Annotated in this window: 15 protein-coding genes and 1 pseudogene; 9 read left to right on the top strand and 7 right to left on the bottom strand. The window is 64.9% G+C overall.

Annotated features, from left to right (window positions below):
* Positions 1-3: 3 nt before the first annotated feature.
* A complete protein-coding gene (locus tag G481_RS26665; RefSeq protein WP_051294408.1) occupies positions 4-1,374 on the bottom strand; it encodes a DUF2793 domain-containing protein in 1,371 nt (456 codons plus the stop codon).
* 542 nt (positions 1,375-1,916) lie between these two features.
* Here G481_RS26665 and G481_RS0108835 point away from each other — a divergent pair.
* Genes G481_RS0108835 through G481_RS0108850 form a run of 4 tightly spaced genes read left to right on the top strand, consistent with a single transcriptional unit; the run spans position 1,917 to position 6,339 of the window.
* Positions 1,917-2,429 carry a hypothetical protein gene (locus G481_RS0108835; protein ID WP_028029718.1) on the top strand — a complete coding sequence of 171 codons (513 nt, stop codon included), beginning with the start codon at positions 1,917-1,919 and terminating at the stop codon, positions 2,427-2,429.
* A gap of 29 nt (positions 2,430-2,458) precedes the next feature.
* A complete protein-coding gene (locus tag G481_RS0108840; protein WP_028029719.1) occupies positions 2,459-4,735 on the top strand; it encodes a glycosyltransferase in 2,277 nt (758 codons plus the stop codon).
* Entirely contained in the window at positions 4,732-5,496 is a 765-nt protein-coding gene (locus G481_RS0108845; RefSeq protein ID WP_028029720.1) for a Stf0 family sulfotransferase, read from the top strand. Before G481_RS0108840 ends, G481_RS0108845 begins: the two co-directional genes overlap by 4 nt.
* Before the next feature lie 60 nt (positions 5,497-5,556).
* Positions 5,557-6,339 carry a hypothetical protein gene (locus tag G481_RS0108850; protein ID WP_028029721.1) on the top strand — a complete coding sequence of 261 codons (783 nt, stop codon included), beginning with the start codon at positions 5,557-5,559 and terminating at the stop codon, positions 6,337-6,339.
* A 68-nt stretch (positions 6,340-6,407) separates the two neighbouring features.
* Here the strand turns inward: G481_RS0108850 and G481_RS0108855 are convergent, their stop codons facing one another.
* On the bottom strand, positions 6,408-6,980 hold the full coding sequence (locus G481_RS0108855) for a hypothetical protein (RefSeq protein WP_028029722.1): 573 nt from the start codon (positions 6,978-6,980) through the stop codon (positions 6,408-6,410).
* A gap of 162 nt (positions 6,981-7,142) precedes the next feature.
* On the opposite strand from G481_RS0108855, the gene G481_RS0108860 reads away from it, so the two are divergent.
* The 3 genes and pseudogenes from G481_RS0108860 to tnpC all read left to right on the top strand — a co-directional run bounded on the left by G481_RS0108860 (position 7,143) and on the right by tnpC (position 9,482).
* Positions 7,143-7,466, top strand: a complete 324-nt coding sequence (locus tag G481_RS0108860; RefSeq protein WP_161630516.1) for a transposase — start codon at positions 7,143-7,145, stop codon at positions 7,464-7,466.
* Entirely contained in the window at positions 7,463-7,807 is a 345-nt protein-coding gene (gene tnpB / locus G481_RS0108865) for an IS66 family insertion sequence element accessory protein TnpB (RefSeq protein ID WP_028029724.1), read from the top strand. The genes G481_RS0108860 and tnpB overlap by 4 nt, the downstream gene beginning before the upstream one ends.
* Positions 7,808-7,892: 85 nt before the next feature.
* Positions 7,893-9,482: pseudogene (gene tnpC / locus G481_RS23310) on the top strand (IS66 family transposase).
* Here the strand turns inward: tnpC and G481_RS25845 are convergent.
* Together G481_RS25845 and G481_RS0108880 are read right to left on the bottom strand one after the other, a co-directional pair.
* Complete coding sequence (locus G481_RS25845) at positions 9,470-9,631, bottom strand: hypothetical protein (protein WP_154664562.1); 162 nt, start codon at positions 9,629-9,631, stop codon at positions 9,470-9,472. The pseudogene tnpC and the gene G481_RS25845 sit on opposite strands and share 13 nt — an antisense overlap.
* Positions 9,632-9,640: 9 nt before the next feature.
* Positions 9,641-10,504, bottom strand: a complete 864-nt coding sequence (locus tag G481_RS0108880; protein ID WP_028029725.1) for a hypothetical protein — start codon at positions 10,502-10,504, stop codon at positions 9,641-9,643.
* Positions 10,505-10,635: 131 nt separating this feature from the next.
* Here G481_RS0108880 and G481_RS0108885 point away from each other — a divergent pair, with 131 nt between their 5' ends.
* Both G481_RS0108885 and G481_RS0108890 read left to right on the top strand, forming a co-directional pair.
* Positions 10,636-12,000 carry a phosphohexomutase domain-containing protein gene (locus G481_RS0108885; protein WP_028029726.1) on the top strand — a complete coding sequence of 455 codons (1,365 nt, stop codon included), beginning with the start codon at positions 10,636-10,638 and terminating at the stop codon, positions 11,998-12,000.
* A gap of 4 nt (positions 12,001-12,004) precedes the next feature.
* A complete protein-coding gene (locus tag G481_RS0108890; protein WP_035025579.1) occupies positions 12,005-13,453 on the top strand; it encodes a mannose-1-phosphate guanylyltransferase/mannose-6-phosphate isomerase in 1,449 nt (482 codons plus the stop codon).
* Between the two features lie 1,471 nt (positions 13,454-14,924).
* Here the strand turns inward: G481_RS0108890 and G481_RS26230 are convergent.
* The 3 genes from G481_RS26230 to G481_RS23320 form a co-directional block, all read right to left on the bottom strand.
* Positions 14,925-16,583, bottom strand: a complete 1,659-nt coding sequence (locus G481_RS26230) for a hypothetical protein (RefSeq protein ID WP_028029729.1) — start codon at positions 16,581-16,583, stop codon at positions 14,925-14,927.
* A gap of 363 nt (positions 16,584-16,946) precedes the next feature.
* Positions 16,947-18,308: a calcium-binding protein gene (locus G481_RS25080; RefSeq protein ID WP_051294410.1), complete on the bottom strand. Its 1,362-nt coding sequence runs from the start codon at positions 18,306-18,308 to the stop codon at positions 16,947-16,949.
* A gap of 74 nt (positions 18,309-18,382) precedes the next feature.
* Positions 18,383-19,828: a glycosyltransferase gene (locus tag G481_RS23320; protein WP_051294411.1), complete on the bottom strand. Its 1,446-nt coding sequence runs from the start codon at positions 19,826-19,828 to the stop codon at positions 18,383-18,385.

Below are 19,828 nucleotides of genomic sequence, written 5' to 3' on the forward strand. Positions count from 1 at the left end.
TCCTTAGAACCAGCGACCTTCGGCCTTGACTGTTATCGTGAGGTCAGTCGCGCTGCTCTGGGTGGACAGAACTCGGATATTGGCGCAGGCCGTCACAGTTCGACTGGCGCAGTTGATCCAGCGTCCGTTCGTTCGTGCGTCTCCAAAGAGGGATGGCGTAGCGCCCGCCACAAAAGCCGCCGGATAGGTCCAGCTCATGGGGTCCGACGCCCACAGGGCGCCTGCGGCGGTGGTCGTGCCGCCTGTGACGACGATATCTTGCACGCAAAATTGCGTGCCGTCAGCCCAGCGAACATAGCTGCCGTTGGCATTCGACCCGCGTTCGATAATCCCCCCGGTCGGCACGCCCGCAGACTGGCTGACCGTGCCAACGACGTCTCTCTGAGTATAGACCCGGCGCCATGCGGCCCAGGTGCCATTGGTGCAATGCCGGACCCAGAACAGCCCCGCATTGGCGCCGTTGGTCATGATATAGGTCTGGGCAGCGTAGGTGGCGCTGTAGGGATGGTGCACGATCACCCCGCCAAAGGCGCTGTCCGGCACATTGACCACGGTCGAGGACGACCCGACCCGATAGAAGCCGGCCCGCGCAATCGCATTGGCATCGTTGTCGGGGACATTCACCGCATGAGACGCCCCCAGCCCCCATGGCCCCCCGGTGCCGGTCTGGTTCACGTAATTGCCAAAGGCAAAGAGCCGCCCTGCCGTGGTATCGGCGGGCAACTGGGCAATCGCCGCCCCAGAAACCGTTCCCGTCGCGGCGGCAATGCTCAGCGCGGTGGTCCAGGTGGTGCCATCAGGACTGACCTTGATGGCAAAATCATCCGATCCGGCCGTGCCCATCTCGGCCCGGCCCGACCAGCCGGTCTGGAACAGCAGGCTGGCGGTATCGGCGGCCGCGGCCTTGTTCAGCTTCAGCTGATGCCCGGCCCCGATATGGGTGAACAGCGTGGCCGGCGATGCCACCGCCAGACGGTTGGCAGCATCGGCATCGGTTGCAACCCCGATCCGGGGAAAGCGTTGCGGCAGATCGGCCTGGGCCAGCCAGGCGGTTCCGGTCCAATGCACCGGGGCGCCTTCATCGATCACCTGCACCTGCCAGCCGGGCTGCGGGGCCAGAAAGACCCAGGCCCCCTGATCATGCAGCGCGATGGCCCCTTCGTGGCCGGCCCAGGCCCCGGTTGCGCCCGATGCCACGATCCAGCGCCCCCCCTGGGCCGGGAAGCCCGGCGGCGTGGCAATGCTGCGGCTGGCCACCGCCGGCTGGACCAGCACATCCAAGAGGCGCAGCGCCTCGTTGTGGGTGACGTGCTTTTGCGCCTGCGCCGGCTGGATCAGCGGCAGGGAAAGCACCGGCGACAGGTCATCAGACATGGAAACCTCCGGCAAGGGGCGGGCCATTGCCGGGGACCGGGGCCCTGGGCAAGGGACTCCGGCTGAACGGGCCTATCCTGCGCCAGAAAGGTTAACGCCTGCCTGCTGCCCCGTGCGCAGCCGCCGCCGTATGTACGGTGCCCGAAATCTGGTCGACACGAACGGAAAACCGGCAATCGGCCATGTCGCGCCGATCGGGCAGCGGACCGCGCCCCCCGGACGAGCGGTCCCGATTTTCAGGACCATGACCGGCAGGGCAGGGCAAATCCCTCCGGACTTCGGGAACCCGGACGGAAAACCCGGGATTCATGCCACAACTTCAAAAGCATCCAACCCTGAAATTGGGGCGGCAAGCCCGGATGCCGGTTGCGGCAAAGCATATGTTATCCTAGAGATCAGCCACCGGGCGGCACAGGGCCAGAGCGATCGGACCTCGTGCGGTTTTGTGCCATGCCGGTAGACAGACGACTTTTATCAAGATTTGACAGCGCATCGAAAACGGTAGTCTTCTCGCGGCGCTCTGAAGGAGAAGGAGATTTGCGATGATCCAGACAACACGCATTCTGCCCGGACTGGTCCACGAAATCTCCTTTCAGCATCCGCACTCCAGCCTGCAGCTGCTGGATGCCGAGGCCGCGAATGTCCTGTTCTTTGCCGGCCTCAGGGGCCCCGATGGCCCGATCGTGCTGAACGACCGTATCGGCGAATCCTGGGGTGCCGAAGAAACCATGATCCTGCCGGCCGACGGATCGGCGCGGCGCTTCTCGCTGTGGTTCAAGTTCACCGGCTCTACCATCGAGCTGTGGAACGAACAGGTCTCGCATGTCTTTCGCCGGTATGACAGCGCGCGCGCGGGCAAGACCTATCTGTCGCGCCTGCAGGGCCTCGAGAATCCGGGCCGCTCGCTGGCCTTCCGGGTGATGACGCCCGAGGCGATGGCCGCCGAGATCGGCTATCATGTGCTGCACCGCCGCATCGACCGGCTCGAGGCCGCAGGCCTTCCGGCAGCCGCGCTTCTGGCCGAGGCGGCCACCGGCCCGGCCGAAAAGCAATGACCACTCCGATACAGGCGGCCCTTCCTCCAATGTCCGAGTCCAGCCTTTCCGAACATGGTGCCGATATCGGCGCGACCTGCGACGCCACTATTGCGATCTGCACCTACAACCGCGTGGGCACCCTGCCGCGCACCCTGCAATCCCTGGCGGCGCTGCGGGGCTATCACACCTTCGAGGTGCTGGTGGTCAACGGCCCCTCGACCGACGGCACGGCCGAGCTTCTGGAAGCCACCCCCGGCATCCGGGTGCTGGACAACCCGGAAATCAACCTGTCGATCTCGCGCAACATTGCCATCGCGAATGCGCGCGGGCGCTATATCGCCTTCATCGACGATGACGCGGTGCCAGAGCCCGACTGGCTGACCCTGCTGCTGGAACGGATGGATGCCGATCCCGGCCTGTCGGCCATGGGCGGGTTCATCCGCGATGCCAACGGGATCGCCTTTCAGGCGAAATACGTCTTCTGCGACGTGTTCGGCCAGGGCGTGCCCTGCGACAACCCCGATTACGTCACCTTCCTGCGCCGGGAAAAGCGCCTGTATCCCAGCCTGACCGGCACCAACACCATCTTCCGCACCGAAGATCTGCGCCGCATCGGTGGCTTTGACGAGGTGTTTGCCTATTTCCTCGACGAGACCGACGTGAACAAGCGGATGGACGACGAGGGGATGCGCGCCGACGTACTGCCCGAGGCGGAAATCCACCACAAATATGCCCCCAGCCACCTGCGCACGGCCAAGAAGGTGGCGACCAACATGTACCCGATCGCGCGCAGCGTGGCCTATTTCGCGTTGCGCCACGGCGCGCCGGAACTGGGCTGGAACGCCGCCGTGCAACGGCTGGGCAAGTTCTATTCCGACGAATACGGCTGGAAGATCGACTCGCTGCTGGCCAATGACATCACGCACGAGCAGTTCGAGACGCTGTTGCACCAGACCGCCCGCGGCATCGCCGACGGGATCGACGCGGCCTTTGCCCCCGTCCCGGCCCCGGCCACCCGGCTGGCCCGCCATGTCGCCCCCGGCGATCCCGCGCCGCAGCGGACCATGCGCGACCCGACCGAGGCGCTTCGGCTGTGCATGTTCTCGCAAGATCACGCCAGCGACAGCCGCGGCGGCATCGGGCGCTGGACGCGGCTGGTGGCCCGGGGCCTGGCCGAACGCGGCCACGAGGTGACGGTGATCGGCGAATTGCCGAACAACAGCCAGCCGGAATATGTCGATTTCACCGCCGAAGGCTTCTGGTCGCACAACATCCGCCATTTCGAACGCGAGGCCGCCACCGAAGTGGACTGCCTGGGCCTGCCCCCCGTGCTGGCCAATGCCTCCAAGCGCCGCCTGGCGGAAATGCGCCGGGTGATGGCGCGGCGGGCCTTCCAGGTCGCCAGCTCGCCCATCTGGGATGTCGAGGGCGCGGCCGTCCTGGGATCGGGGCTGGTGCCCACCGTGCTCAGCCTGCACACCTGCGCCGGGCTGATGCTGCAATCGAAACCCGAATGGCGCGAGAACGAGACCTATTACGCGAACCATGTGCTGCGGGTCATCAATGCCGAAATCCAGGCCCTGCGCCGCACGCCGCTGATCCTGGCCAATTCGCAGGCCATCGTCACCGACATCGGCAATCTCTATGGCATGGATCTGGAAAACCGCCCCCATGTGATCGTGCCGCACGGGATCGAGGATATCGAGGCCCCCGAAGGCCTGCTGGAAGCGCGCGAGGCGGCGCGCGCCGCCGACCCGACCCGGCCCCTGCGCATCCTGTTCCTGGGCCGGCTGGAAACGCGCAAGGGCATCAAGGAACTGGTGCCCGTGATGGATGCCATCCTGGCCCGCGGCCTGCCCCTGCATCTGGACATCGTCGGATCGAAGGTCGATGCCGAAAACGATGCGCTGGTCACGGGGCTGGTGGCGCGCTACCCCACCCGCGTCACCCGCCACGGCTTTCTGGACGAGGCCGCGCTGGATGCGCTGATGCGCGAGACCGACATCTTCCTTGCGCCCTCGCTGTATGAATCCTTCGGCTTGATCTATGCCGAGGCGATGCGCTATTCCGTGCCCTGCGTGGCCTATGCCACAGGAGGTGTGCCCGAGGTGGTGGAACATGGGGTCGATGGCCTGCTGGCCCCGCTGGGCGAGCGCAAGGCCCTGCAGGATGCGCTGCTGGAACTGATCGGCAACCCCGCCCTGCGCCACGACATGTCCCGCGCCGCGCGCGCCAATTTCGAGGCCAAGTTCGGCTATGCCCTGATGGCCGAACGACTGGAAAGCGCCTACCGCGCCGCTGCAGAAGGAAGGGTATCGGAATGACCAACTCAACATGTCAGGCCAGCCGCCGCTGTGCCATTTTTCAGAAAACGATGGCAGCGCATGGCATTGATCGCTGCGTGATCGTGACTGGGTCGTTCCGGGCAGGCACCTCGTTCGTCTGTTCGCTGCTAGCCGCGAACGGCATGCCCGGCATCAGCGATGAACGCTTTGGCAAGTTGACTACGATCTTTCGTAATCCCGACGAGGATTTTCAGAACCAACTCGACCAAATCTTTATGTCTGCTACCGACGGGCTGTTCGTGACCAAGATCATGTGGCCGCACCGCAATGCACTGGCACAGCACATGGGATTTGACCGGGCCGAATCAGTCAAACTGGCCGCGATGTTCCCGCGTGCGCGCTGGATCAACATTGTGCGCCGCGACAAGGTGGGTCAGGCGATCAGCTTCTGGAAGGCCAAAGCCACCAACCAGTGGCAGCAAGTCAAGAGCGACCAGCCCGCCCCCGACCCGGACTACGATTTCGACCGCATCCGCGCCTGCTATGTCGAACTCTCTGCGCATGACATGCTCTGGCAGGATTTCCACGCCCTCGCCGGCACCGAGGTACACCATATCCTCTACGAGGATTTTGTGGAGCAGGTCGCAACCGACCTGCCGCCGCTGCTGTCCTGGCTGGACGACCACCGCCTGCCCTCCGGCCCGATCAAGACCACGTCGGCCCTGAAAAAGCAACGCAACGCCCATTCCGAGGCGATGCGAGAACGGTTCCTAGAAGATCTGTATCGCACGGGGTTCTGAAGCAGGCCAGTGCGAACCGCTGACTGATCGTTTATTCCCAAGTTGCAAGGAAATTGGCCGATGCCGCTGACGATATTCTTTCATTGCCACAAGGCTGGGGGCACCACCGTCGTGGATGCGGCCATCAATTCCGGGCTGAAGCTGCCCGACTCGCATGCCAATGGCAATCCGCTGGGTGCTGACGGACAACTTATCGATTGGAAGACACTTTCCGAAGACCAGACGCTTGAAACCCTTGGCGGTTTTCAGGCGCAGGGGGTGGAATTCCTGTGCTTTGAATTCAGCACACCCAAATGGGGCATCCTCAAGAAACTTCCAGGGTTGCAGCTGATCACCGTCTTGCGCGACCCCCAGGCACGCGCCTTTTCGAACTTCCGGATGTTCGTTCTGAACGAACCGGAAAAGCGCCAATCGGTCAAAAACTTTGACAGCTTCATGAACAACCGCTCGTTGTTCCGGTCGAACAATTTCTACACGCGCTTCTTCACCCGCACCGGGATCAAGGCGGAACTGGACGACAGCCATCTGGGCGGGGCGATCCGCAACCTGAACGGATTCGATGCTGTCTGCATCCTGGAACGCGGGAACATGGCGGAACGGCTGGAACCTTTCGGCTTTCGCCCCGAGGCTTTCGGATGGAAGAATGCCAATGTTCACAAGAAAAAGTTCATCAACTTCGATTCAGACAAGCATGGCATAGACATCACGACCTATCCCGATACAGCCAGCTTCCAGCGCAAAAATGCGTTGGATTATGCGCTCTATTCCTACTTTCTGCACAAGGATCTAGAAGGCGCCGCCCGCACCGAGACCGCTCAAACCGCCGCTACGCCAGCCCCATAGCCAAAGGCCGCCAGATCCGCCGCATATAGCCGCGCCACGTTGTCGTGGGTCCTGGGGATATAAAGGCGCTACCAGTCTGCCGCGCCGGGCGCACGGTTGACATGCGGCACGGGGCCGGGCAGCGCGCCGGGGGACAAGCGGGCGGCCAGGGTGGCGCGCAGGGGCTCCATCCCGTCCTCGATGCGCCAGACACGGTCGGTCATCAGCCGGCCCTGCGCATCGGCCAGAAAGACGGCCTGCGGCAAGATGCCGTGGTGATACCACTTCTGTTCGGGTCGCCCCAGCGCCCCTGCCTGGCCATCGGCCAGCATCGCCACCCAGTCGTCAAAGGGTGGACAGGCGCCAAAGGCACGGTCGCGCCGCATCATCCGCCACAGGCAGGCCAGCCGTTCCCACGGGTTGCGCACGGTTGCCACGCACAGGTAGCCGCCTGTGCCTTCGCCCAGACCGATGCCGCGCGCGCCCAGCACGGCAGCCAGCTCGAGCGGACGCATATGGCTGTAGAACGGCCGCTCGGGCGTGATCTCGGGAAAGCGGACCACGGGTTCTTCGCTGACCGGGTCCAGCAAGGCGCGCACCGATTCCGACCCGGTCTTAGGGATCGAGACATAGACAAAGCGCCTGCGGTGGCTGATGCGCATGTCAGCCTTCGCCCTAGCGGCGCGCCTCCATCGTAAGCGGCAAGGAGGCCCCGTGGGTTAGCGGCACGGTCTTCCTGGGATAGGCTGTTTGCGTTGATCTGACGCCGAGGTTCCATGTCTACGACTAGTTCTACGCCTATGCCTGCGACTGGTAGCTTGCAGTTGGTCGAGGCTGTGATCGAGCGTTTTGACGGAGCGCCGGTCGGGGAGCGCCGCCGTTGGTCGGATGAGTTCAAGGCGCAAGCAGTCGCGGCGGCGCTGGAGCCGGGCGTTAACGTTTCAGCGCTGGCACGCCGCCTGGGGATTTCGCCGCCGCAGTTATTCGGCTGGCGCAAGACCTTCCTCAAGAAGCAGGACGCGGACATTACGGCGGTCACGGTGACTTCCTTGGTGGAGATCGTGATGGGCGAGGTGATGATCCGCGTCGGCCCGGATGTCAGCGAGGCTGCGCTGCGCCGGATTCTGCGTGCGGTGCGCTCGGCATGATGCCATCGGGCGTGAAGGTCTATCTGGCCAGCCAGCCCGTGGACTTCCGCAAGGGCCCGGACAGCCTGCTGTCGCTGGTGCGCGATGGAGGCCACGACCCGTTCAGCGGCGCGCTTTACGTGTTCCGGGCGAAACGGGCGGACCGGGTCAAGATCGTCTGGTGGGATGGCAGCGGGGTGTGCCTGTTTGCGAAGCGGCTGGAGAAGTCCTCGTTCTGCTGGCTGCGGATCGGGCCTGTCCGGGTACAGCTCAACCACGTCCAGCTCGCGGCGCTGCTCGAGGGGCTGGACTGGAAACGGGTGCGACCAGTGGCTGTGAAAGCCCCTGTATTTGCTGGCTAATCGGCCAGCGGCAAAGTGAATCACCCTGGCCCGGAAGGTCGATCAGCCGAGGCATGCCCCAGCGGGATGTGCTATCCTTTACGGCATGCGCACCGATGATCTTTCCCTGCCCGATGACATGGACCTGCTCAAGGCCATGGTCCGCGCCATGGCGGAGAAGACGTCCGTGCTGGAGGAAGAGAATGCGGCGCTGAAGGCGCGCAGCCTTGATGCCGACGCGCGGATCACGCGGTTGATGCAGATCCTGAAGGCCTATGACCGGGCCCGGTTCGGGCGTCGCTCCGCGAAACTGGGCGCTGCGGGCGACGGTGCCGACGAGGAGACGCAGCAATCCTTCGTCTTCGAGGAAATCGAGACCGGCATCGCCGCCCTGTGGGCGCAGACTGGCCAAGGACGGGGCACGGGCGAGACGCGGGCTCCGCGACCGCGCAAGGGTTTTCCGCCCCATCTGGAGCGGATCGAAGTGGTGATCGAGCCCGAGGATCTGCCGGAACACGCAGGCAAACAGAAGGTGCTGATCGGGGAGGATGTCTCAGAACGGCTGGATGTGATCCCGGCGAAGTTCCGGGTCATCGTGACCCGCCGCCCGAAATATGCGTTCAAGGGGGCGGATGGCGTCGTCCAGGCTCTTGCCCCGGCTCACATCATCGAAAGCGGCCTGCCCACCGAGGGACTGTTGGCGCAGATCGCCGTCTCCAAATATGCCGATGGCCTGCCGCTGTTCCGGCAGGAAGGGATCTATGCCCGCGACGGGGTGGAGATCGACCGGCGGCTGATGGCCCAATGGATGGGCCAGGTCGGCTTCGAGTTGGAAATCCTCGCCGCGCATGTGCTGGGTGAAATCCTGAAGGGTCCGGGCGTCTTTGCCGATGAGACCAGCCTTCCGACCCTCGCGCCCGGAACAGGTACCGTGAAGAAGGCTTGGCTCTGGGCCTATGCCCGCGATGACAGCACCTTCGGTGGTAGCGGTCCGCCCATGGTGGCCTATCGCTTCGAGGACAGCCGATCCGGAGAGTGCGTTCGCCGACATCTCGGCGGCTATGGCGGCATTCTCCAGGTGGACGGCTATGCCGCCTACAACCAGCTCATCCGCAAGGATGGGGGCAATGATGGCCCGCGCCTCGCCGGATGCTGGGCACATAGCCGAAGGCGCTTCTACGAACTCCATGCCGCCGGGGACAGTCAGGCCGCCACCAGCACGGTCGAGCGCATGGCCGAACTCTGGAAGCTCGAGGCTGAGGTGCGCGGCCAGGATCCAGCGGCCCGCGCCGCCGCGCGGTAGTCCATCTCCGGGCCCATCGTTGCCGAGCTGTTCACCCTCTGGCAGCAGACCCTGCCGCGCATCTCGGGCAAGTCGAAGCTGGCCGAGGCCATCCGCTACGCCATTGCCCGGCGCGAGATCTTCGAGCGTTTCCTGACCGACGGCCTGATCGAGCTCGACTCCAACATCGTCGAGCGCGCCATCAGGCCACAGACCATCACCCGCAAGAACAGCCTCTTCGCCGGATCGGACGGCGGTGGCCGGACATGGGCCACCATCGCCACGCTCCTGCAGACCTGCAAAATGAACAACGTTGACCCCACGGCCTGGATGACACAGACCCTGGAACGCATCGCCAACCAATGGCCAAGCACCGAAATCGACGCACTCATGCCGTGGAACTACAGGCCCTGAACGGCCTCAGCTTCCCGCTTACCCTCCATCAGGCCAAGCAGACGCTGGATCGCCAGTTGCTGGAACTTCTGGCGCATGTTCTCGGCCGGATACATCGAGAAATCCTCGGTGAACATCTGCGCCTCGGCGCCCAGACGGCGGAACAGCACCTGATTGCCCTAGCGGTAGGCCCCATAGAACTGCCGGGCCTGCGCCTCGGAGGGGATATGGCTGAAGCTGCGGTCGTTGGTGGGAGCCAGACGTTCCATCAGCCAGGCCAGCCCTTCGGAATCGTAGCCGCCGCGCATCTGGTTGTAGCTTTGCATCAGGATCTGGTTGACCGCGTCAAAGCTGACGTACTGCTCGCGCACCATCTGGTAATCGCCAGCCTCGATCCCCAGAACCGCGCAGAACCGCGCCACCGAATTGAACTTTTCCGCCCGCGGCTGTTCGGGAAAGCGCACCAGCGTGATGCGGTCTGCCCCCAGCGCGTCGATCCAGTTTCCGATGGTGCGGTTGTAATCGTAATAGGGTGCCCCGCCGGGTTTTTGCGGGAACACCGCCTGTTCGGTGCCGCCCCCCAGCACCAGGCTGTAATACCGGCTGGACGCCAGCAGATCCTGGCGGCGGACAAAGACGATCACCCGCAGGTCATCAGTCAGTTCCGACAGCAGATCGACAATGCGCGCCACTTCCGAGGGCTGATAAAGCCGCGACAGATCCTCGGAGCTGATGACCCCCGGCCCGCCTGCGCCGCGTTCGGCATCGCGCAGCAGCCGCTCGCGCAGGGTGGCGCGATAGGCCTCCATGTCGGCGATCTCGGGGCCGATACCTGCCCCGGTCACGGCAATGTCGCGCGATCCGGCCTCGAACCCATAGGCGGCCAGCAGCTTGTGATTGTGATGGCCAAGCGATCTGGGCAGCCACAGGCCGGCCCGGTCGGCCAGCGCCTCGCGGTTTGCATCCAGAAAGGCCTGAATCGACGTGGTGCCCGTCTTTTCCAGGCCGATATGCAGGTAAAGGGTAGACAGCTTGGTGCTCATACGCCGGGAAGCTATCCTGTTCGATTATTGGTGTCCATAGATCAGGCCTGACGCGCCCGGATCATGGCCCGCGCGCTTGCCTTCGCGGTCAGGCCCTGCCAGAAAAGTCGGGATTTCAGACCGGAGCCCGCATGATACCGTTAAGCTGTTTCAAGGCCTATGACATTCGTGGTCGTCTGGGGATCGACCTTGACCCCGAAATCGCCGCCCGTATCGGACATGCCTTTGCCCTGGGCCTTGGCGCGCGCCGCGTGGTGCTGGGGCGCGATGCCCGTGCCTCGAGTGCCGAACTGGCACAGGCGGTGGCGGCGGCGCTGGTCGCCGAAGGGGTCGAGGTGCTGGACCTTGGCCTGTCGGGCACCGAGGAGATGTATTTCGCCACCACGCATTTCGGCGCGGATGGCGGGATCTGCGTCACCGCCTCGCACAATCCGATGGACTGGAACGGCATGAAGATGGTGGGCCGCGGGTCCGCCCCGCTGGATCCGGCAACCGACATGGCCCGCATCAAGGCCCTGGCCGAGGCTGGCGAAAAAGGCTCTGATCGGCCCGCAGGCACAGTTTCCGACATCAGCGCCGAGGCGCGGGCCGCCTATGTCGCGCGCGTGCTGTCCTTTGTCGACAGTGCCGCGCTGAAGCCGCTGACCATTGTCGTCAATGCGGGCAACGGGGCGGCGGGGCCGACCTTTGATGCCATCGCCGCCGCGCTGGAGACGCGCGAATCGCCGCTGCGGTTCATCCGGATGCACCACGAGCCGGATGGCAGCTTTCCGAACGGCATTCCCAACCCGCTGCTACCAGAAAACCGCCCGGTCACGGCCAATGCGGTGCTGGCGGCCGGGGCCGATATGGGCGTGGCCTGGGATGGCGATTTCGACCGCTGCTTCTTCTTCGACCATCAGGGCGGGTTCATCGACGGCGAATATGTCGTCGGCCTCTTGGCCGAGGTGTTCCTGGCCAAGGAACCCGGCGCCACCATCATCCATGACCCCCGCATCATCTGGAACACCCAGGATGTCGTGGGCCGCGCAGGGGGCCGCGCGGTGCAATCGCGCACCGGCCATGCCTTTGTCAAACAGGCAATGCGGGCGACCGGCGCCGTCTATGGCGGGGAAATGAGCGCGCATCACTATTTCCGCGATTTCGTCGCCTGTGACAGCGGGATGATCCCCTGGCTTCTGGTGACCGAACTGGTCAGCCGCACGGGCCAGCCGCTGGCCGATCTGGTCGCGGCGCGGCAAGCGGCCTTTCCCTCGTCGGGCGAGATCAACTTTCATCTGGCCGATCCCAAGGCCGCAGTAGAGCGCGTGCGCGCCGCCTATGCCCCGCAAGCGCTGGACAGCGACACCATGGACGGTCTGGGCCTGTCGTTTGCCGACTGGCGGTTCAACCTGCGGGCCTCGAACACCGAACCCGTGCTGCGGCTGAATGTCGAAACCCGCGGCCAGCCGGTCGCCCCCCATGTGGCCGCCCTGCGCGCCCTGATCGAAGGATAATCCCATGGCCCCGATCATCCATCCGGTCCTGTTGTGCGGCGGCTCGGGCACCCGGCTGTGGCCGCTGTCGCGCAAAAGCTATCCCAAGCAGTTCGCCCGGCTGACCGGCGAGGAAAGCCTGTTTCAGGCCTCGGCCCGGCGGCTGTCGGGACCGGGCTTTGCCGCGCCCATGGTGATGACGGGGGGCGATTTCCGCTTCATCGTCACCGAACAGCTGGCCGGGGTGGAAATCGCCCCCGCCGCCGTGCTGATCGAGCCGGCCGCACGCAACACCGCCCCCGCGATCCTGGCCGCCGCCCTGGCGCTGGCGGCGCGCGATCCGGACGGGCTGATGCTGGTGGCGCCCTCCGATCATGTGATCCCCGATGCCGACCGCTTTCGCGCGGCGGTGCAGGCGGCGGCGGATGCGGCCCTGGAGGGCCGGATCGTCACCTTCGGCATCCGCCCGGACCGGCCGGAAACCGGCTATGGCTGGCTGGAGCTGACCACCGCCCCCGACGCCGATTTCGACCCCAAGCCGCAGCCCTTGGTGCGCTTTGTCGAAAAGCCCGATGCGGCGACGGCGGCCGAGCTGCTGGCCTCGGGGCGGCATCTGTGGAATGCGGGGATTTTCCTCTTTTCGGTGCCCGCGATCCTGGCCGCCTTTGAAGCCCACGCCCCCGAAATGCTGGCCAGCGCCCGCGCCGCAGTGGATCAGGCGCAGACCGATCTGGGCTTTACCCGGCTGGCCTCGGCGCCCTGGGGCGCGCTGCCCGACATTTCCATCGACTATGCAGTGATGGAAAAGGCGCCGAACCTGTCGGTCCTGCCCTATGGCGGGGTCTGGTCCGATCTGGGCGGATGGGAGGCCGTGTGGCGCGAGATGGGCCCGGATGCCGCCGGCGTGGTGGCCCATGGCGCGGCCACCGCGATCGACTGCACCGACACGCTGCTGCGCTCCGAGGCGGACAGTCTGCAACTGGTGGGCATCGGGCTGACGGATATCGTGGCCGTTGCCATGCCCGATGCCGTGCTGGTCGCCCACAAGGACCGCGCGCAGGATGTGAAGCTGGCGGTCGCCGCGCTGAAGAAACAGAGCGCCGCCCAGGCCGAGACCTTCCCCCGCGATCACCGCCCCTGGGGCTGGTTCGAAAGCCTGGTGGTCGGCAACCGTTTTCAGGTGAAACGCATCGTGGTGCATCCGGGCGCCGCGCTGTCCTTGCAAAGCCACCATCACCGGGCCGAACACTGGATCGTGGTCGAGGGCACCGCCCGCGTGACCGTCGACGGCGAGGCGCGGCTGGTGACGGAAAACCAGTCGGTCTACATCCCGCTGGGGGCCATCCACCGGATGGAAAACCCCGGCAAGGTGCCGATGGTGCTGATCGAGGTGCAGACCGGCAGTTACCTGGGCGAGGATGACATCATCCGCTATGAAGATGTCTATGCCCGGGGTCAGGGCGCCAAGGGATAAGCCGGGACCTGGCAGACGCCCGTTGGACGTCTGCCCTGGCGAACGGGCGGCCCGGGGCCTTTGCGTTCCCAGGCGATCGCCCCGCCAAGGCCGGGCGATGGCATAAAACAGGCTCTGTTCGGCCTGTCGTGACATTTGCAGTGGCCCGGTGACGCCTGGCCGAAATGCGCCGCGCACGGCACAGGGCCGCGCGCGGACAATAGGTGCATCGCCTGGTGTCAGGTGAAGATGAAGCTGTCCACCGCCCCGAACCCGGTCAGCAGGCCGGCCTGGTCAAAGGCAATGCCGCCGATGGTTTCCAGGCTGTGGCGCACCTCGGTATCAAAGCTCTTCTCTTCCTGCACGATGAACGAGGCAGTCGCCGCAGTGCCATCATCGACCAGGCTGGTCAGACGCAGAACCGCCGGCTCAAGCCCGTTGGTCGTGTTCATCGCCGCCGAGATCAGCGGATCAAGTCCCAGAGCCGCATCAAAGGTCTGCGTTCCGGGAAGCTGGTTGGCCGTGGTCCGGAAAGCCTGTGCCACCAGCCCGTCCCAGTCGATCACACCATCGGCATCGGCCGCGTCGATGGCGAACCAGCCAAGGATCTCGTCGGCGCTGTGGAAGTGGTCATTCGCCTCCTGCTCTTGCAGCGCGAACTGGAACCCGGTTTTCGTGACATTGCGCACACGCGCAATCGCCCAGTCGGGGTCGTTGTCGGTCTGCAGCTGAACCACGACGATCGGGGCTTCCTCGAAGGCCTGTTCAAAGTTGACCGTGAAGAAGCGTTCCGTCACGCCAGCGGGAATGAAGGTGGTTCCGACCTCGATCTTGCTGCCATCGGCCAGGCTCCACGACCCTTCCTCGAAGGTCATCAGGCCAAAGTCTTCGCGCGCATGAGACCCGTCGTAGAAATCGGGCTCCTCGACCCGCAACTCCACTCCGGTCGACGTCACCGAAGAAATGGTGACAGAGGCCGGTTCACTGCCGTTTCTGGTCAGCGGCGTGGCAAAGGCGACCGCCTTGTTGAACACCTGCCCGTCCTGATAGGATACTGTTTGCACATTCTCTTTGACACCCGTGACCTGCTGCACCGCGCCGATCGTCTCGATCGCGGCGTATTCGATCTCCATGTACATGTCGTAGTACTTGGCCGAATCCGAGCGATCGCCTTTCAGATAGATGGCGGTATCGAAGAAGTCCTGCGTCAGGGTCATGCCGTTCGGGGTCACGGCCGACAGGATCGGGCCGGTCGGCATTGCATCACCAGCCGCCAGCAGCGTCCCGCTGCCATCGTCGACATTCAGCCAGCCTGCGTCGATCACCCCGTCGCCGTTCGCATCCAGACGGGTGGGGTCAACCAGCATCCAGCCATCGCTGTGCTGCAAGGGCGAGGTTCCGTTCCAGTCCAGCAGGTTGATCGTGGTCAGGACCCGCTCGCCGGTTTCGTACTTGATGTTGTCGCGCTGATAGGGCGGCTCGCTGTTCTCGTTCAGCGGAATTTCCAGACCCGGCAGATCCTGGCCGAACTTGTTGGCCGTGATGCGCCAGCGCGGGCCGGACACCAGCTGATCCTCGGTATAGCCGGCCGCCGCCGCATCCTCGGGGGTGCGGAAGCTTTCGAAGACCTGCTTGAAGGGATCGTCGGCGAACTTGTCATAGGACCATTCGAAGGGTTCGCGGTTGACGGTGTATACCATTCATTGGTATAGCCCGCCGCCAGATCCGCCGTCTCGAACGACAGACCCGCAGCCGCGGCCTTGTCGGCCAGCGAGAAGTCGCGCAGCACCGTCCCGATCAGATTGCCCGAGGCATCCTTGTTGCGAAAGCCCACGACATTGCCATCGGGGTCGGCGACGGCCACATCCCCGGCCCGGGCAACCAGGTCGATTGCGCCCGTGTCGGTCAGCCGGAAATAGCTGGGCAGGAATTCACCCGACCCGGCATAGCTGTCCAGCGGCGAGACCCACAGGGTATTCGTCGCATCCTCGGGGTCGATCACGACATAATACGACGGCTGCCGGCCGGTCGCAGCCTCGTTTTCGTAATCCTCGGGGCGGATCTGGTCATTGGGGTTGTTGGTGATGTCATGGTCCACCACCAGAACGGCCCGGTGGATATAGAACCCTTTCGATCCGTTCTCGAGCGAATCCGCGACGCCATTGTCGTCGTCGTCCCGCGTCCATTCCTCGGGCAGGTCCATCTTGATATCCATGCGGATATCGTTCGGCTTCTTGACCGCCTCGCCCCAGCGATAGAGAAGCTTGCCATCATCCTTCAACGTCACCGAATAATCATCGCTATACGCGATGTTGTAGGTGACGGTCGCTTCGTTCGGCTCCAGCAGGTCGACGATGTCGATCTTGGTGCCATAGCCGTTCAGGAACTTGTCCATCATGTCGATGGAGCCATCGTTCCCAAGGTCGACGGCGCCCACATCGATCAGCTCGGTCGTGCCGTCGCCATCGGTATCAAAGCTGATGGTCTGGGTCGTGATCCGATAGGTGTCCAGCGTGCCATCGCGGTCAAAGTCGATGTCGGCCAGCACCTGATCGGGGTTGCCGACATTGTCCGATGCCGCCTGAAGCGCCTGCACCAGCTCTGTCACCCATTTCTGGTACAGCGGGCCGGTCACAAGCGCGCCGCCCGGTCCGGTCGGGGTGCGGTCCAGCATGCGCAGGTCATCGTCCAGCGGGGCGACGGCATCGGGGTCGTCGGGGAAACGCTGGTCCGACAGGACGTTCTGCATCACCGAGTAATGTTCGGAATCCGCCTTCACCATGTCGCCGCCGACACCCAGCGCCCAGGTGCCCAGCCGCCCGCCGGATTTGAAGACATCCGTCTCGGCATTGTTCATCGCCAGGCCAAGGATCGTGGTCCCGTCGATCGGATCATAGATGTTGCCGGCAAAGCCCTCGGCATAATCGCCGTCCAGCACCTTGGCCTCGGCGCCAAGGAAGTCCTTGACGTAAAATCCGAATTCGGAATCGATCCCGTAAAGGATGTTGCCATCCTTGTCGGTCATCGTCGGCATGACCGTTCCGGTCAGATCGACGATGCTGGGCAGGTCGGTGAACTTCAGCCCGCTGAACGTGCCTGTCAGATCGTCAAGGCTGAAAATATGCGTTGCCGACGTGAAACGTATTGTCATTCCTCGCTCCTCCGCTTGGGGTCAATGATTACGATGGTTGAGAACAGCGACCGGATCGGCGATCCGGTCCAAGAATCATGTGCACATATCTAATTGTTAGCATGTTTAGACCACGTCATAGACGCAATCCTGCCACTTTTTCGACACATTTATAGTTCGCGGCGGGCCTCGCCGGTCTTTGAGGCAAATCAAATTTGACAAGCCTCGGAAATCTTTTTCACAGCAAAAACGCCCCGCCAGGCCGATGCACCTGGCGGTCAGGGGGCTGCAAAGGGGAAAGGGGGTCCGGCCAGGCCACCGGGCCAAGGGCCCCGGCGCGCCGGCCTGCCCGCCCTTGTGCGGCGGGCAGGCGGCCAGAACGTGTCAGATCACCACGATACTGTCGGCCAGCCCGTCCAGCGTCGGCACATCGACCAGCACGATCACGGTGCCGCCATTGCCGAAATCCAGCATGGCATGACCATCGGGTGTGATCCGGCCGAACAGGGTCACAATCTCCAAGGGGCGCAAGATGCCATGCTCGGACATCCAGTTGCTGGAGGCCAATGCGATCACATCGCCTTCGGAGGCATCGAAATCCTCGATCCGGTTCACTTCCTTGTTGCGCCAGAATTCGAACCGGTCGGCCCCTGCCCCGCCCCAAAGCGTGTCAAAGCCGTCGCCGGCATACAGCGTGTCATTGCCGGCCCCGCCATAGGCCCTGTCATTGCCAGCCCCCATGCCCAGGTAATCGTCGCCGTCATTGCCATAAAGCGTATCGTTCCCGGTCCCGCCGTTCAGCGCATCCCGCCCGGCGCCGCCATACAGCAGATCGCGGCCGGCATCGCCAAGGGTCGCGCCCGGCACATCGGCCGCATAGAGGGTATCGTCGCCAGCGCCGCCGATCAGCCGCAGCACCTCTCCGCCGCGACCGTCGATCAGGTCATCGCCGGCCCCGCCATCCAGCCAGCCACGCCCGCCAGCCCCGATCAGCGTATCGTTGCCGCTGCCGCCATAGGCATAATCGCGCGGATAGGGCCACAGGTAAGCCCCGGTCGGCCCGATCTCGATCAGGTCATCGCCATCGCCGCCAAAGAGCCTGTCCGCACCGTTGCCGCCCGACAGCGTATCATTGCCCCATTCGCCATACAGGGTATCGTCGCCTCCGCTGCCTTCAAGCAGGTCATCGCCCGGCCCCCCATACAGCGTATCGCTGCCCCAGCCGCCGAACAGCACATCATGGCCGGCGCTGCCGACCAGCAGATCCGGCCCCTTGCCAGCATCCAGCGTGTCATCGCCGAACAGACCATAGAGCGAATCCGGCCCGTCGGTGCCCAGCAGGCTGTCATCGCCCAGGGTTCCATCGACCGGCAGGGTGCTGGCCAGCGTCAGGCGATAGGGGGTCAGGCCGGCAGCATTGAGCACCGCCACATACCAGATGCCGGGATCGAGCGAGATCGGGATCTGTTCGGGGTCGGTTCCAAGGGTGGTGCGCAGGGCCACCGTCTGGCCCTGGGCGTTGCCAACCAGCAGGTCCGCATTGCGATCCAGCCCGTCAAGCGTGGCCAAAAGGCCGGTACGCTCGGTCAGTTCCAGCCGAAAGACATCGCTATGATCGGTCCAGGGTCCGACATGGCCGGTGATGACCGCATCCGCCGGCACGGGGGTGGCATATCCATGCAGAAAGCTGACCCATACTCCTTTGAAATCGCCATCGCCTTCGTCAATGTAAACGGGATCGGGCATGTGAAAACCTTTCAGTCCTGGGACAATATGCAAACGTCATATGGCCCAAGCCTAGTTGCCCGCAGGGGTCCCGGTCAATGCGGCTGCCAGACCTGATGCAACACCGCCAGATGGCGTTCCATCGTCTCGGGGGCCCGCGCCCCGGCCCAATAGGCGCCAAGGTCGATGCGCCCGTCCAGCGCGGCCCCGATCCGGTCGGCAAAGGCGGCGGCATTTCCGGCCGGAAAGACCAGGTCGGGGCAATTGCCCAGCTCTTGCGCCCCGCCCAGATCCGAGGTCAGCAGCGCGATGCCGCGCAGGTGCATTTCCAGCGCGACCTGGGGCAGGTTGTCTTCCCACAGCACCGGAACCACGCCCAGCGTGACCTCGGACAGAATGCCGTCCAGCTGGTCATGGGTATAGCCATCGACATGGACCAGCCCGGCCAGCCGCGCGCGCAGCGCCTCGAGCCGGGCCATCGCCTCGGGGGGGCCGCGGCGGGCCGCGACGGTCAGGTGCAGCCGGGCCGCCATGGCCTCGGGCAGCGCCTCCAAAGCGTCGAGCAGGAAGAAGAACCCCTTGTCGCGCCGCATGTAGCCCAGATAGGCCAGCCGCAGATGGCCCTGCGCATCGGTCAGGGCAGGACGGGCGCGGGTGCGGTCGAACCGCGCGGCCTCGGGCGTGCCGATGCGGGCCGTCTGCAACAGGGCCGGGGTCAGGCCATGGGCGGCGGCCAGCATCCGGACCCGGTCGGATACGCACAGCACCCGGTCGGCATGGGCATTGATCGCGGCGACCATGCCAGCCCGGCGGGCCGCAAAGGCGGCGGCCTCGGCCCCCGGCACAGGCGCCGGGGCGGCCGGATCGGCGGCCGGCCTGCGGCGCAGGCCGCGCAGCAGCCCAAGCCCGGCCCGCGCCCCCACCAGAGCGGCCTTGGCCAGCGGCACCAGCCGGGGGCCGCCCAGCCGTTCGGCCTGCCACAGCACGGCCAGCGCCGCGCGCCGCGCGCCGGCCCCCGTCTGGCTGCCCGGCAGGCAGGTGACACAGGCCCGGCCCTGATCGAACCCGGGGCAGGTTTCGCGCTCGCGGTGCCACAGGTTCACCTGCGGGCAGAACGGATAGTAATTGTGCAGGGCCACCACCACCCGCGCCCCCGTCGCGCGCGCCACGGCCAGAACGCCCGCCGGCAGCCCTTCGATATTGTCGAACTGCACCGCGTCATAGGGGCCGGTCGCGGCCAGGAAATCGGCAAAGGCCGCCTCGGTCGCCGGGTCCGACAGCTGGGCAGGGCTGCCCCAGGCCAGCTGACCCGGCGCCAGAACGGCGGAATTGGCAATGGTGTAATGCCCGGGCCGGCGCCCCAGCGCCTGCCAGCGCGGCGCCCCCCCGCGCAGATCATGCGCCAGCCCCGAAGACAGCCAGACCGCCTGAACCCCCGAACCGTGCAGCGCGCGGGCCAGGTTGCGCTGATAGACGGCCACGCCCCCACCGCGCCCCAGCGCATCGGCCCAATCGACCCAGTTGACGAACAGCACCCGCAC

This window comes from Gemmobacter nectariphilus DSM 15620 (assembly GCF_000429765.1).
Lineage (GTDB): Bacteria > Pseudomonadota > Alphaproteobacteria > Rhodobacterales > Rhodobacteraceae > Wagnerdoeblera > Wagnerdoeblera nectariphila.